The sequence below is a fragment of the Acinetobacter sp. ANC 4169 genome (assembly GCF_002135355.1).
In the GTDB taxonomy this organism is placed as follows: Bacteria; Pseudomonadota; Gammaproteobacteria; order Pseudomonadales; family Moraxellaceae; genus Acinetobacter.
Map to the genome: position 1 here is coordinate 113,442 of NZ_NEGE01000004.1, position 14,583 is coordinate 128,024.

Annotated in this window: 13 protein-coding genes; 6 read left to right on the plus strand and 7 right to left on the minus strand. The window is 39.5% G+C overall.

Annotated features, from left to right (window positions below; all coding sequences use genetic code 11):
* Positions 1-108: 108 nt before the first annotated feature.
* The 4 genes from B9T26_RS04545 to B9T26_RS04560 all read right to left on the minus strand — a co-directional run bounded on the left by B9T26_RS04545 (position 109) and on the right by B9T26_RS04560 (position 4,572).
* A complete protein-coding gene (locus tag B9T26_RS04545) occupies positions 109-1,935 on the minus strand; it encodes an NACHT domain-containing protein (RefSeq protein WP_086198580.1) in 1,827 nt (608 codons plus the stop codon).
* Between the two features lie 89 nt (positions 1,936-2,024).
* Complete coding sequence (locus B9T26_RS04550) at positions 2,025-2,405, minus strand: hypothetical protein (RefSeq protein WP_086198581.1); 381 nt, start codon at positions 2,403-2,405, stop codon at positions 2,025-2,027.
* Between the two features lie 122 nt (positions 2,406-2,527).
* Positions 2,528-3,031, minus strand: a complete 504-nt coding sequence (locus tag B9T26_RS04555) for a hypothetical protein (protein ID WP_086198582.1) — start codon at positions 3,029-3,031, stop codon at positions 2,528-2,530.
* A 131-nt stretch (positions 3,032-3,162) separates the two neighbouring features.
* A complete protein-coding gene (locus tag B9T26_RS04560; RefSeq protein WP_086198583.1) occupies positions 3,163-4,572 on the minus strand; it encodes an FAD-binding oxidoreductase in 1,410 nt (469 codons plus the stop codon).
* Positions 4,573-4,929: 357 nt separating this feature from the next.
* On the opposite strand from B9T26_RS04560, the gene serA reads away from it, so the two are divergent.
* From serA to B9T26_RS04575, 3 genes are all read left to right on the plus strand, one after another.
* On the plus strand, positions 4,930-6,162 hold the full coding sequence (gene serA / locus B9T26_RS04565; protein ID WP_086198584.1) for a phosphoglycerate dehydrogenase: 1,233 nt from the start codon (positions 4,930-4,932) through the stop codon (positions 6,160-6,162).
* A 418-nt stretch (positions 6,163-6,580) separates the two neighbouring features.
* Positions 6,581-7,474 (plus strand): EamA family transporter, encoded by an 894-nt coding sequence (locus B9T26_RS04570; RefSeq protein ID WP_086198585.1) that lies wholly within the window; start codon positions 6,581-6,583, stop codon positions 7,472-7,474.
* Between the two features lie 165 nt (positions 7,475-7,639).
* Entirely contained in the window at positions 7,640-8,506 is an 867-nt protein-coding gene (locus B9T26_RS04575; protein WP_086198586.1) for an EamA family transporter, read from the plus strand.
* Between the two features lie 45 nt (positions 8,507-8,551).
* On the opposite strand, the gene B9T26_RS04580 is transcribed toward B9T26_RS04575, so the two are convergent.
* From B9T26_RS04580 to truB, 3 genes are all read right to left on the minus strand, one after another.
* A complete protein-coding gene (locus tag B9T26_RS04580; protein WP_086198587.1) occupies positions 8,552-9,016 on the minus strand; it encodes a hemerythrin domain-containing protein in 465 nt (154 codons plus the stop codon).
* A gap of 157 nt (positions 9,017-9,173) precedes the next feature.
* Positions 9,174-9,941, minus strand: a complete 768-nt coding sequence (locus B9T26_RS04585; RefSeq protein ID WP_086198588.1) for a sulfite exporter TauE/SafE family protein — start codon at positions 9,939-9,941, stop codon at positions 9,174-9,176.
* A gap of 16 nt (positions 9,942-9,957) precedes the next feature.
* Positions 9,958-10,866 carry a tRNA pseudouridine(55) synthase TruB gene (truB, locus tag B9T26_RS04590; RefSeq protein WP_086198589.1) on the minus strand — a complete coding sequence of 303 codons (909 nt, stop codon included), beginning with the start codon at positions 10,864-10,866 and terminating at the stop codon, positions 9,958-9,960.
* A 154-nt stretch (positions 10,867-11,020) separates the two neighbouring features.
* Between truB and B9T26_RS04595 the strand changes: the two genes are divergently transcribed.
* From B9T26_RS04595 to B9T26_RS04605, 3 genes are all read left to right on the plus strand, one after another.
* Positions 11,021-12,052 (plus strand): lipase secretion chaperone, encoded by a 1,032-nt coding sequence (locus tag B9T26_RS04595; RefSeq protein ID WP_086198590.1) that lies wholly within the window; start codon positions 11,021-11,023, stop codon positions 12,050-12,052.
* Between the two features lie 179 nt (positions 12,053-12,231).
* Positions 12,232-13,146 (plus strand): esterase/lipase family protein, encoded by a 915-nt coding sequence (locus B9T26_RS04600; protein ID WP_227518767.1) that lies wholly within the window; start codon positions 12,232-12,234, stop codon positions 13,144-13,146.
* Between the two features lie 226 nt (positions 13,147-13,372).
* Positions 13,373-14,356, plus strand: a complete 984-nt coding sequence (locus tag B9T26_RS04605; RefSeq protein WP_086198592.1) for an esterase/lipase family protein — start codon at positions 13,373-13,375, stop codon at positions 14,354-14,356.
* Positions 14,357-14,583: the final 227 nt, after the last annotated feature.

The following is a 14,583-nucleotide window of genomic DNA, read 5'->3' on the forward strand; positions in this document are numbered from 1 at the left end:
AATACACCTACTTGGTTGAGTAGGTGTAGTTTAACAGTGTTCGTTTATTATGTAATGTGAAAATCACCAGAATGATGATTTATCTTTACAGCAACCAATCTAAATTTTTTAAAAACTATAATCATCTATTTCATATCTGTTAATTATTTTTTCAATTTTTAATTGCCTTTGTTCAACTTCATTTACAAATGAGTTTAAAAAAATTAATGTATTATAAAATTTATTTTTTAGATTAATTGCATTAATTTTTCTATATCCTTTATCCCGTAGTTCTTTTTCTAAATCTTTGCTATTTGTCGAAGATAATACTGTATTATCAGAGACACTGTCAAAATAATCAGTATATACTCCATTTTGTTCTACTACTACCTGACCAGTAGAATCAGCTAACCTTCTATTAGAGATAGTTATTTGCAAACCATCTACATATTTAAAATTTTTAACTATATCAGTTTCAGTTATTCTGCTTAACCTATTCAGTAATTCACATTTAAAATATTCATGTATATTCTCATCAAACACAATTTTCAATTGACTAATACTAGGGTCTATCAGAATATAACTTCTATCAATAAATTTTTTACTCTTTATATTATCAATATCCTTCAAAAAAACTCTTTTAAGAAATTTTAAGTTATAATTATATTCATCGATTAAATTTAAAAATATGCAAACTTTTTCATATTTAGAATAGTTATTATATATATCTTCATATAAATCTTTTGCATCTCCGTGATCGCGAATAAATTCAGCTGCAAAATACTCAGGTATACTTTTGTGAATAAATGCATACAGATAACCTTCTTTAACTATAAAGCATAATACGCTTGTAAGATCAAATATCAGCTGATCTACATTACATTTTAAATCATTTATTGTTATAGCTTTATCAACTAACCTTCGAAAAATATGTTCATCAAAAGCAAATACTTGCTGCTTGCAACACATAAATGAAATCAATTGTAGAACTTTTTTTAATGCTAGATTATCTAATTTTGTAGCTCTTTCCCTCTTGAAATCAACTTTAGTATTATCATGTTTTCTTAATACTAAATCGAACAATCTATCATAAAAATCTTTAACATGTTCTGGAACAATTTGCTCTTGCTTATAAATAAAAACAAATAAATTAACCATTAAAGGTGTTATTAAAGCTTCTTTTACAGCAATATTTGATTTTTCAATTCCATCAATAACTGCTTTTTGCATTTTATCTGACTTAATTAATGCCATAATAATATTTTTTTGAGCACTGAAATCTAGTTTTTGTATTTGAAAATTTTGGAATAATGCACATGACTCAACAACATGTTCAGGTCTGCTTGAGACTATAAAATTAAGTTTAGGGTATTTATGTACTAGGGATTCGAAACCTTTAATAATTTTAGGCATATCCTCAATATATATTTCATCAAATCCATCAAAAAATAATGTAACCAGACCCGAAGATAAAATATATTCAATTATTTTTGGACTTTTCACCTGTAACCATTCTTCAAAAATTTTTTTTATTACAATATCTAAGTTCTGTCCTTTTTCTAAATATCTTAATTCAAAAAAAAGGGGAATCTTATTATGATCTAGAACCTCACTAATTGCTAAGTGCCTCATTAAAACAGATTTTCCCTGCCCTACAATTCCTGAAATTAAAATTTTTCTGTGAGCCTTAATATCACTCAATCCACTAACTTTGAAAATATTTTTATCTTTCACATTAGCTAAATGAGGTGCAACAAAAAACTCATATAAACTAACTGTCTCTTCAAATTCATTGATAGTTCTTACATATTGTAATTTCGCGATTTTATCTAAATAATTTTTCTTTGCAGAATTAAATCTATAGATATCAGTAAAAAAATTCGAAGTATTAACTACCCCATTAAGTAGTTTATCGATAAGATTATCTGACACATTTGTTAAGCTTTCTAATTCCATTTTTATCCCCAAACGCAAAAAAGCGCATCAATCGATACGCTTTTTATGCAGCATTACAGCTTACTTTTCAACCATAATTCAAAGATTTATTAAGAGCATTTGGCTTTTTGAAAAGCCTTGGTATTTTTGCTGCGCATACATTGATACGACTTCTCTGTATCAATCTTCTTCCAGTCACCATCCACCAATTTAAAACTATATATCGTACGCATCGAACGAACCGAATCATCTTTTAATCCAGTTTCAGTCACTTTGACCTGTGCAGCAGTCGGAGACTCTACACTATTAAAAAATTGACGAATCTCAACTGTTGCCGAGTCCTTACGCAAATCAGGTCTTTCTTTCAAGACTTGCTGCAAAGGCGTATCAGACGAACCAATATTCACTTTAGAAGCCAATTTTTTTGTCGTTGCACAACCCGTCGTGATTAAGCCCAAACAAAGTATAGAGGTAGAAAGTAAACGTAACATTGGGAAATCTCCCCCATAAAAAAAAGACATTGCATCTATGATGCCATGCCTTTTTTTCTGACTCGATAACAGTTATGTAGTCATCGGCAAAAAGTTCTTATAGTTCTTAGGCTTTAACTTATTTACGATGGACGACCACTAATTAAGTATTGATCACCTTGCTCGGTAAAGTTAAAAATATAATGTACCGTTTCACTATTATTCAGCATCATTTCTGCTTGGCAGGTTAATGTACTACCTGATTCAGTTTCTAAAGAGGTACTTTGAACTGTGACCGCTTTTAAATTCAGGGTCATGGCATATTGGCTTTGATCAAAGGCCGATTTCATTTGATTTTGTGCCCCTTTTGAATCACATGAACGCATTTCATTTTCAGTGACCACATCAGTATCGGGGTTAAACATCCTCAAAACTTCAACTCGTAAATCCGGTACCATCGCTAGAACTGTACCCACACCAACAATAATGGCAAGAATCCATCCCAATACCGAATTATCATCCTCTTTTTCTGCGGCTACAGGCTGTGCGATTGCTTGAAAATGCTCGTTTGGTGCGCCGCAATGAATACATGATGGCGCTCTTAAACTATATTCTTTTAAACAATCTGGACATTTTTGTAGACTCATAATCCCCCCATAAAAATATGTGATTATTTTTATCAATCATACAACATTTTGAATTTACTATTATTTTTTAAAATCATAAAAAAGGCACATTTTTCAATGTGCCTTTCTATAAGTAATTTTTTGATCAGGAATTAAAGATCAAATAATTTGCCCGGGTTCATAATACCGTTTGGATCGAATACCTGTTTCAAAGCTTTCATGTATTCAATTTCTTCTGCTGAACGTGAGTATTCAAGATATGGCTTTTTGGTCATACCGACACCGTGTTCCGCAGAAATTGAACCGTCATATTTTTTCACAGTATCGAATACATATTTATTCACCACCTGACATTTAGCAAAGAATTCATCTTTACTTAGATCAGCAGGTTTTAAGATATTCAGGTGCAAGTTACCGTCACCAATATGACCGAACCAGCAAATTTCAAAATCAGGGTAATTCGCTTCCACAATTGCATCAATTTCTTTAATAAATGCAGGCACGTGAGTAATCAGTACTGAAATATCATTTTTGTATGGCGTAAATGGCGCGATCGATTCAGAGATATCTTCACGTAAACGCCACAAGCTATGCACTTGATCCAGATTTTGGCTCATCACGCCATCCAGTACCCAACCCTGTTCCATGCAATGCTCGAAAATTTCCATCGCTGCATCCATAATCGGTTCATATGGCGCTTCAAACTCAAGCAACACATAGAATGGACAAGCCGTTTCAAATGGACGTTGTACATGACCATTGTCCAGCACTTTCTGCATCGCCAATTCACCAAAGAATTCGAATGCAGTTAAATCAATTTTCTTCTGGAAAGCATGCAGTACCGGCATAATCGCATCAAAATCAGGTACGCCCAATACGAGTACTTGCAAGTCATGTGGTTGGCGTTCAAGCTTGATTTCAGCTTCAGTCACCAGACCTAGCGTTCCTTCACCACCAATGAACAAATGTTGAAGCGCATAACCGGTCGCATTCTTGATCATGCCTTTGTTTAAACGCAGGATGTCGCCTTTACCGGTGACTACGGTTAAACCGAGTACCCAGTTACGGGTCATGCCGTATTTAATCACTTTAATACCACCGGCATTGGTGCCGATGTTACCGCCAATTTGTGAAGAACCTGAAGAGGCAAAATCTACCGGGTAATACATACCCTGTTCTTCAGCATAGTTTTGCAACTGTTCAGTCACTACACCGGCTTGTACACGTACCATACGGTCTGCCGGGAAGAATTCCAGAATCTGGTTCATCTTCTCCATGCTAACGACAATTTCACCATTGGCCGCAACCGCGCCCGCAGATAAACCGGTACGACCGCCAGACGGTGTAATTGCCACATTAAACTGGTTGGCAAGTTTTACAATCTGTTGCACTTGTTCCGTGCTAGATGGAAAAACGATGACCGACGGGTTCGGGTCGAAATGTTTAGTGTGGTCCCGACCCCAATTTTGCAGGCTATCCGCATCTGTTTTAATGCGGTTTTCACCCACAATAGCTGTCAATTGGGTTAATAACTCAGGTGTTAAAGCGACTGGAGCATTCATCGTTTGCAAACCTAGCAAGAAATATACAAGTGGTGGATGGTCTATAGGGCATTCATTTGTAAAAAGATTCACAAGAAAAATGTAATTTTGAACCGGGCGTGAACATAAAACCAGCAGCAGCACTGTGATCGATTTCACTGCCCGACATTATAAGGCATTTTCCACTGAAACCCTGAGGAAATAAGCATTTTGACAATCTAGCCTTAAAAATTACAGCCTTAGTTAGACCAAAATTTTTCGTTCACGGCATATGTATGGCAAAAATACCTATGGTCTCCGTCATAAAGGAAATGTATATAGACCCTTCTCGTATGTTATCATATCGCGACTAAATTTGGCCTTTGTAGCGGAGCCGTAATGAGCCAACATCTTTCACTGCCTAAAGATAAAATTCGTTTCTTGTTGTTAGAAGGCGTTCATCAAAACGCAATCGACACATTAAATGCTGCTGGATACACCAACATCGATTACCGTAAAACTGCGCTTGAGGGTGAAGCGTTGAAAGAAGCGGTAAAAGATGCCCACTTCATTGGTATTCGTTCACGTACTCAGTTAACTGACGAAGTATTTGAAGCAGCCAACAAGCTCATCGCTGTTGGCTGTTTTTGTATCGGTACTAACCAGGTGAACCTGAATGCTGCGATGATTCGCGGTATTCCAGTATTTAACGCACCATATTCAAATACACGTTCAGTGGCTGAACTGGTACTTGCTGAAGCAATTTTATTGCTTCGTGGCGTACCTGCTAAATCTGCTTCTACTCACCGTGGTGGCTGGAACAAATCTGCAGTAGGTTCATTTGAAACTCGTGGTAAAACTTTAGGTATCGTTGGTTACGGCTCAATTGGTTCGCAACTTTCAGTACTTGCTGAAAGCATGGGTATGCACGTCATTTATTATGATGCCGTGACTAAACTTCCTATGGGTAATGCACGTCAAGTAGGTTCAATGGGTGAACTTCTTGCAAATGCAGACGTTGTATCTCTACACGTTCCAGACGTTCCATCTACTCGTAACTTCTTTGGCAAAGATCAATTTGCACAAATGAAAGAAGGTTCGATCTTCATCAATGCTGCACGTGGTACTTGTGTGATCATTGAAGATCTTGCTGATGCGATCAAGTCTGGTCACATTGCAGGTGCTGCAGTTGACGTATTCCCTAAAGAACCTAAAGCCAACGGTGAAGAATTTGTTTCTCCACTTCGTGGCCTGGACAACGTGATCTTGACTCCTCACGTGGGTGGTTCAACCATGGAAGCGCAAGCGAACATCGGTTTAGAGGTTGCAGAGAAATTTGTTGCTTACTCAGATAAAGGTATGACTTTATCTGCGGTGAACTTCCCGGAAATCGCGTTGCCGTTGACTGAAGGTAAACACCGTTTACTTCACATCCATAAAAACATCCCGGGTGTATTGTCTAAAATCAACAACCTGTTTGCTGAACACGGCATCAACATCTCTGGTCAATCATTAATGACTAAAGGTGATGTGGGCTATCTTGTTATGGATGTAGATGCAACTGCATCTAAAGAAGCGCTTGATACACTTCATGAAGTTGAAGGTACAATCCGCGTTCGCGTATTGTTCTAATTCAATTTTATTAAAAAACCACAGCATTCGTGCTGTGGTTTTTTTATTTTTTAAATTTTATAGTGTGAATGTAAAAAATATCGATTCCGCGATGTCGCCATTCGCAGCTGTTCGAGGCAGACCGAGATTAAATAATTAATGTTTCTGCGAACAATTTATTTAAATATCTCAATCTGTCGAGTTCTGCGATGAGAACATTTGAAACATGTTTAAAATGTTCGTAAGGTGGCTTTGGTCTTACGAAGCAATGCTTCTCAAGACAAAACCAAAGTAACAATAAGCTAAAGATGAAATAAGTATCTCAATGCTAAGACGCCGTCGTTCCTCTATTATTTCACTCATATTCGGAAATATTTATTAAGCCTTTGCTTATCTCCCGCTATTCGAGAAATCGAAACAAATTTAGTTCATTTAATAAATGTTGAATTTAAAAAATACGCCCCATGTTCAGGCACTGCTGTTATTGCTGATTGCAATGATGAGCATGCAAAGCAGTGGCTCTTTCGCCAAGTATTTATTTGGACAATTTCCCATCCTGACTGTTTCCGCAATGCGCTTACTTCTAGGCGCATTGATCCTGGCGCTGATTTTTAAAATCTGGCAGATTAATTTCCGGCAGGTTAAATGGTCGGCCATTATCAGCTATGGCATTGCTCTGGCGGGTATGAATATGCTGTTTTACCTGTCGATTGATCGCCTTCCGCTTGGCATTGCGGTTTCTTTCGAATTTATTGGCCCGCTCAGCGTTGCGCTTTATCATGCACGGCAAAAATACGATTTTATCTGGGTTGGGCTGGCCATTCTGGGTTTAATTTTACTGTTTCCCTTTGCTCAGGCTGCCCAGTCTTTAGACCTGCTCGGGATTTTCTTTGCCCTGGCTGCCGGGGCATGTTGGGCATTGTATATTGTGGCCGGACAAAAACCTTCAGGTGTTTCAGGTAATCATACCGTGTGCTTAGGAATGTTTATTGGCATGCTAGTCTTAATGCCCATTGCACTGTTCTCGGGTATGCCTGCCCATACTTTCGAGCCAAACAGTCTGATGTACTTTATGGCTTTGGCTGTGCTCGCGAGTGCCTTGCCGTTTAGTTTAGAGATGATTGCCTTACGCAATTTAAGCGCCTTAAGTTTTGGTACTTTAATGAGTGTGGAACCTGCCATTGCGGCACTGTCGGGTTTTATATTTTTAGGCGAACAGCTGCTTTGGAATCAGTGGCTAGCATTAGTCACCATTATCACCGCATCGATTGGATGTACCTTTACCACGCAAAAAGCCAAAAACAAAACCGCAGACAAATTAAAAACCGGGTAATTTAAATTCGAACCCATCAAACCATCCTGCCTCAATGATTGATTAAATTTAAAGTTTTGAATTTAAAATTTCCCCGCAGTCAAAACTCAAAAAATCACCATTAACCGCTATACTGTGCCCACCTGAAACATGGTCTATTCAAAGGACTATCTAACTGCGTGCCTCATGCCAAACTCTCAACTTCTTGCCGTAGTCTTCATGGTTCTGTCCATGATTTCCTATCAAATCAGTGCATCGTTTGCCAAACAACTGTTCATGGTTCTCGATCCTCTCACCGTCACGATTCTACGCTTGTGTTTTGCCTCCGTCATTGTCTGCATCATGTTTCGTTCATGGCACATCTTAAAGCGTCTGTCCTTTTTAAAATGGCGTGACTTGTTGTGCTATAGCACAGCATTATGTTTGATGAATGTGCTGTTTTACATGTCACTTGGCAAGCTTCCTCAAGGTATTGCCGTCGGTCTAGAATTTATCGGGCCTTTAGGTTTGGCTTTACTGTCGATTAAACAACGTAGTGACTATATTTGGGTCGGACTGGCCATTTTAGGCATTGCCTTGATGGTGCCATGGGGACAAACGCAAAGTGAGCAATTTTCACTCATTGGTGCTGCCTGTGCACTTGGTGCAGGACTATGCTGGGCCTTTTATATTTATTTTGGACAAAAAGTCGTACATCAAAATATCGGTATGCATGCCTTAACCATTGCCATCGCCCTATCAGCTGTCAGCTTGTTACCGATCGGTCTATATCATGATGCACCGGCATTATTTGAAACCCAGTACTGGGGCAAAGCCTTGGCCATTGCAGTACTGGCAACCGCCATTCCTTATGCGCTAGATCTGCAAGCGCTTAAGTCTTTAAGCAAACTCAGTTACGGTACACTCTCCAGTCTTTCTCCTGCTCTGGCTGCACTTACCGGACTGCTTTTGCTTGGAGAAAAAATAGGAATGTTACAGTGGATTGCCCTGATGTGTGTCATGCTGGCATCGGTTGGGGTGACATTCAGATCCCGCCAAAAAGTCGGGTCTTAAAATCGCTAAATTCAAAAAGATGGTTTTTGCCATCTTTTTTATATCCTAAGCTTTGGTCAAACTGTCTTTATCTAATTTTTTATACTTTTTATATTCGGCTAAATATTTCTTGGCTAAATTGTGCTTTTGTTGATCATCCAAAATTTTCCCGGCCTGCTGGAAAAAGCCATGCTCTTCTTCTTTTAAATGATGATGTACTTTTTCAGAAAGTTTCTTGGCGATCGCCAACCAACCATGATTACTCATTTCAGTGTCGGTTAATTGCTCAAGTAACTCATCGATTTCATGGTGCTCCGCCAAGGCATGACGGGTAATGCTCAGGCCAGAATCGGTCATCATTAAAGGAATATAAAAATAACGATCCTCGGCAACTGCATGGGCAAACAGTTCATTTTTAAGCAGTTCAAATAACTCATGACGCTCTTCGGTATTCCCGGAGGTCTGGATTAATTTTTCAGAAAGTTCCCTCTGAATTTCATGACTTGCACGTAAAGCTTCGAAAATATTCATCTACATCACCCTTTTATTTGCTACAGCCGCTATAGATTAAAAAGACTGTTTATCATTATTTTGAAGACATTCTGCTTACGATCTTAAAAGCAAATGCCCCACATGTGGGTGACTAGATGAAGCAATTTGTATAAAAAAGTTTAATATCGAAAATGATTTATGAGAAAAATGTTTGATAGGCCAAACGGCAGATCAATATGCTCACCAGAATTAAAAACAGAATACGAATAAAACCGCTACCGTATTTTAAAGCCGCCCGTACACCGATTATTGAACCTGCCACATTGGCCACTGCCATCATCAAACCTAAACTGAACAGCACATGCCCTGTTGGAATAAAGAAACTTAAGGCGGCAAAATTGGTCATAAAATTGCCAATTTTAGATAAGGCAGAGGCATGTAGAAAATCGACTTTTAAATAACGAATAAAATAGAAAATAAAGAAGCTGCCGGTTCCCGGGCCAAAAACTCCATCATAGAAACCAATGATCAAACCGCCAATTCCGGCCAATATTAAGGTTTTTCTGGTCATACTTTGCTGAAAATGCACTTGACCGAACTGCTTTTTCATAAAGGTATAGATCGCAATCACAATCAGCATCACCAATACAAACGGACGCAGTACTTCTTTAGGAATCATGCTGACACAGGCAGCCCCTGCAAAAGAACTGATAAAGGCAGCGACACCAATCACCGCCAGTAACTTCCAGGCAAGTTTGACACGGCGTAAATACGACCATGCCGCTGAGGCAGTACCACAAATGGATGCCATTTTATTGGTACCGAACAGCGTTGCGGTGTTCATATGCGGAAAAGTATTCATTAAGGCCGGAATTTGAATTAACCCGCCACCTCCTACCGCTGCATCAATCGCACCTGCAAAAAATGCAAAAAACAGAAGGCTTAAGATAATTTCAATTTCCATGGATCTACTTCAACAATTACTCGAGATTTAACACGCGTTTAGGCACCAGACGATTACGCTCGGTAATTTCAGCCAGACCCAAACATTTTTCACCATCAAACACCAACACTTGGGCTTCTGCTGCATGCTCAATATTGCTTTCCATACCACGGCTAAAGTATTCAGCACGTCCTTCTGGCACTTGTACCTTGATAAAATGATCCACAGGTGCATAAGCCGGTAACAACAAAGCCTCTCGCTCCTGTTCAGTCAAACTTTCCAGATACTCAATGGTATAACTTGGGATCAGGTCGAAATGACCGGTTTTGATACGATGCAGATAGGTCAGATGACCAAATGTACCCAAGGCTTGGGCAATATCTTCACCCAATACACGAATGTATGTACCTTTAGAACAGGTCACATCAAGGGTAATACTATTTTCAGTAAAAGAGCGTAATTCGATGGCATAAATATGGATCGGACGTGCTTCCCGTTCAATTTCTATCCCTTTACGCGCCAATTCGTACAGTGGACGTCCTTCTTTTTTCAATGCCGAATACATGGGTGGCACTTGCTGAATATCGCCGACAAATTTTGCCAGAACCTGGGCAATTTTTTCTTCAGACAATGCAGGCACAGCCTGTTCCAGCAGCACGTCACCTTCGACATCTCCAGTCGTGGTGCTATGCCCCAAATGAATGGTAGTTTGGTAACGCTTGGTTGAATCGAGCAAATAATGGGAAAATTTGGTTGCCTCACCCAAACAGATTGGCAACAAACCTGAAGCCAGTGGATCCAAAGCCCCGGTATGCCCGGCCTTTTGTGCCCGATACAACCAGCGTACTTTTTGCAAGGCCGCATTTGAACTGATACCCAAAGGCTTATTCAGTAAAAATACGCCGCTGATATGACGGCGCTGAATTTTAGGTGAAGTCTTTTTCATAGTGAAAATCAAACAAGTTCAAACGGCTGCTATGTTAGCAACCGCTTGTCATTTTTTACAACTTTTCTACGTTTTATTCATTTTTTTATGGCAAATTCTTTTTCAGTTCTCTTTTTAGACCTACAAAAAACAGAAAAAGAAGGTTGCATAGGAAATGCAGAAACATCATAAATTATGGATTATTTTGGTGGTGATTCTGGTGTGTCTAGGCGTGCTGTTATTTTGGCTCGCACCGTCCCAGTCTACCGCAGAACAAACAGAGGCTGCTCAAACGGCTGATGTGCAGAATAATGCCTTAACATCATCTATGCCAGCCACTACAGATCAAAGTCGGGCTTTGGTCAGTCATAGCCAGCAAGATACAGAAGTAAACTGTCAACTACGCCTGGACAATGCCAATCGTTTAATTGTGAATGAACAGACACGCAACTGTTTTGAATATTTCATTACCGAGTATGGCGAAAAAGATCTCAAGCAAATCAAACACGATTTCAAAGCCTACATCCAGCTTAACCATAAAGAACCCGCTTTAGGGCAAATTATTGATTTGTGGAATCGCTACATGGACTACCGGGAAAAACTGGGCGATTTGCAGGCACCTAATATCGATAAGGAAGATCCTAAATATTATCAAAGCGTTTTTGCGAATATGAAAAATTTGCGTAAACAACTTTTCTCTGACTACGAAATTGAAGGCTTATTTGGTACTGAAGATAGCTATCATGAATATACCCTCAATCGCATGGCCGTTCTGGCAGACAAGAGCTTAACCGAAGCACAAAAAGCCCAAAAATTAAAAGATCTGTTTAATCAATTACCTGAAGACTGGAAAGAAAACCTCGAACAACTCAATAAACTGGAAGATTTGCGCAAACTCACCGCAGACATAAAGGCTCGTGGCGGTTCAGCGGAAGAAATTCATCAGATGCGTACCAACCTGGTAGGTCCCGAGGCCACCCAACGTTTAGAAGCGTTAGATAGTCAACGCACTGACTGGAAAGATAAGGTCAATCAATATCTGAATGAACGGGACAGCATCATGCAAAGCGGCATGAGTGATGAAGCCAAGCAACAAGCCGTGCAGAAATTACGGACTCAGCATTTTAAAAAACCAGAAGAACAACTTCGAGTAGGGACTTTTGAAACCATCCATGATCAGGGAGGAAAATTACCATATAGCGAGTAATCGCAATGTAGACCAATAAGGCGATCAGATCGATCCTCTTATTCAGTACCTGTACCAGCTAAAGTTTAAAAAATGGGGACAGGGTTAAAAATAAAAAAAGTGAGATAAACAAAATGAAATGGAACTCAAAGCGTTTAATTTGCGCAATTTTATCTGGTGCTGCAATTGCATCCAGCCAAATGGCTGTAGCGGGCAATACATCGCAAATTCAAGGAAATGCGATCACCAGCTATGCAAAAACCAAATATCCACTGGTGTTTGCTCATGGTATGGGCGGCTGGATTCGTGCAGGAACTGATGAACTGGGTGTGGATTACTGGTATCAAATCTTGCCAGATTTGGCTCGTAATGGAGCAAATGTCTGGGCAACTCGTGTTTCACCCTTTAACGCATCAGAAGTTCGCGGTGAACAACTGCTACAACAAGTAGATGAGATTCTGGCCTTAACCGGTGCGCAGAAAGTCAACTTATTAGGACATAGTCATGGCGGTCACAGTATTGCCTATGTTTCAAATGTGGCTCCACAGAAGGTAGCTTCAGCTACGGCTATCTCTAGCCCGCTGAAAGGTTCTAAAGTCGCAGATTTGATTATTTCTGCTGAAGGAACCAAGCTAGAAGGACCTTTAGTCAATGTCGTAAATTTTGCTTCTAAAATGCTGGTTTGGGCACAAGGACTCGATCCAAACTCCTTCCCGCATGACTCATTAAGTGCGGGTAAGAGTTTAAGTCTGGCAGGCTCTGCAGCATTCCAGGCCAAATATCCTCTAGGAATGCCAAAAACCGCATGCGGTGAAGGGGCTGCCACTGAAAAAGGCATTTATTTTTATTCCTTCTCGGGTGTAGGAACCGTGACCAATACAAAAGACCCAGACATGCTCTTGGGTGTAACGGCACTGCTTACTGATCTTAAGGGTGACAATGACGGTCTGGTTTCTCGCTGTAGTGCTAAATATGGTAAAACCATTCGCGATAACTATAACTGGAATCATCTAGATGCAATTAACCAATTCTTTGGTTTAACTGCCTTCTTGGCACCTGATCCGGTTGCTGTTTACCGACAACATGCCAACCGCTTGAAGCTACAGGGTTTATAAAAATATTGGCATAAGTGCAGCTTGTGCTTATGCCATCGTCTGAGTATCAAGCATGACGATCAGTGCGACTAATTCCATGCACTATTCAGCACTCCAATGAGCACTTTATTGCTGTCCCCAAAACAGCTCGTCCATAGCATGGATACCTAATGATCACGGGAGGAACTATTCACCACCTTTAATAAAAACAAGCTTCAAAGAAAAAACTTCATTTAAGGAAAAGTTGATGAAAACTTTAAACAATAAAAAAGCCATCATGCTTGCTGTGATAACTACTTTAGCTCTAGGAGTTACTGCAGAAACTCAAGCTTCAAAAGGAATTTTACAAATTAAAGAAACGGTAAAGTCTGACTATGCCAAGACCAAGTATCCTATTGTCATGGTCCATGGCTGGTTAGGCTGGTCACGCATCGGTGATGACAGTTTCAATCTTGATTATTGGTACCAGATTTTGCCTGATATGGCCCGCAATGGTTCGACGGTTTTTGCCGCGCAGCTATCCCCTGCCAATACTACCGAGTTCCGTGGTGAACAGTTGATTGCTCAAGTAGAAGAAGTACTCGCGATCACCGGTAAGGACAGAGTCAACCTGATTGGTCACAGTCATGGTGGCCCAACCGTACAATACGTAGCAGCTGTAAAACCGCAGTATGTAGCATCGGTAACAGGCGTGGGCGGAACATATCGCGGTTCTAAAGTCGCCGATGATATTCAAAACAATACCCTCAGCCGTAGCGCATTCAATATCCTGGGACAATATCTGATTGGGCCGATATTAACCTGGGCACAAGCGAATCCCGATATTCCCGTTAACTTTGATGCATCAATGAAATCATTGACTGAAGTCGAATCTGCAAACTTTAATAAGCGCTTCCCGACTACGGCTTTAGCTTCTGACTGTAACAAGAGTGGCGCTAAAGTGGATAAGGGAATCTATTATTATTCTTGGGGTGGTACCGCACAAACCACCAATCTTTTAGACATTGATACGATTCTGATGCAACTTGGCCCATTGTCTTATGGCAACAAGGACAATGATGGCATGGTGGCTCGTTGTAGTTCGCATATCGGTCAAGTCATTCGTGATAATTACAACCTTAATCACACCGATCTGGCCAATATGATGTTTGGTTTAAAAGGAATGTTCGCACCTGATCCTGTTGCTCTCTTTAGGCAACATGCCAACCGTTTAAAACTACAGGGTTTATAATTCATCATATTTAAAAGGACGAATTATCGTCCTTTTTTATTAACACATAAAACCTAGGTTATATCTGGTCTGCTTCAAATCTTTTATAAAAAAGCATTACGTCTCAATCATGATTTACCATTTGTCTTCTATCATTTCTTTTTTTCCTTACATTATTGATATGTTACTCAATAATGACAATTAATATTGTCAAAAAATAAGAGTGTTAAAAGAATAATCAAAGATAT

Coding starts and splice junctions, on each gene's coding strand:
- B9T26_RS04545 (WP_086198580.1), bottom strand. CDS start 1,935: ATGGAATTAGAAAGCTTAACAAATGTGTCAGATAATCTTATCGATAAA.
- B9T26_RS04550 (WP_086198581.1), bottom strand. CDS start 2,405: ATGTTACGTTTACTTTCTACCTCTATACTTTGTTTGGGCTTAATCACG.
- B9T26_RS04555 (WP_086198582.1), bottom strand. CDS start 3,031: ATGAGTCTACAAAAATGTCCAGATTGTTTAAAAGAATATAGTTTAAGA.
- B9T26_RS04560 (WP_086198583.1), bottom strand. CDS start 4,572: ATGAATGCTCCAGTCGCTTTAACACCTGAGTTATTAACCCAATTGACA.
- serA (WP_086198584.1), top strand. CDS start 4,930: ATGAGCCAACATCTTTCACTGCCTAAAGATAAAATTCGTTTCTTGTTG.
- B9T26_RS04570 (WP_086198585.1), top strand. CDS start 6,581: ATGTTGAATTTAAAAAATACGCCCCATGTTCAGGCACTGCTGTTATTG.
- B9T26_RS04575 (WP_086198586.1), top strand. CDS start 7,640: ATGCCAAACTCTCAACTTCTTGCCGTAGTCTTCATGGTTCTGTCCATG.
- B9T26_RS04580 (WP_086198587.1), bottom strand. CDS start 9,016: ATGAATATTTTCGAAGCTTTACGTGCAAGTCATGAAATTCAGAGGGAA.
- B9T26_RS04585 (WP_086198588.1), bottom strand. CDS start 9,941: ATGGAAATTGAAATTATCTTAAGCCTTCTGTTTTTTGCATTTTTTGCA.
- truB (WP_086198589.1), bottom strand. CDS start 10,866: ATGAAAAAGACTTCACCTAAAATTCAGCGCCGTCATATCAGCGGCGTA.
- B9T26_RS04595 (WP_086198590.1), top strand. CDS start 11,021: ATGCAGAAACATCATAAATTATGGATTATTTTGGTGGTGATTCTGGTG.
- B9T26_RS04600 (WP_227518767.1), top strand. CDS start 12,232: ATGGCTGTAGCGGGCAATACATCGCAAATTCAAGGAAATGCGATCACC.
- B9T26_RS04605 (WP_086198592.1), top strand. CDS start 13,373: ATGAAAACTTTAAACAATAAAAAAGCCATCATGCTTGCTGTGATAACT.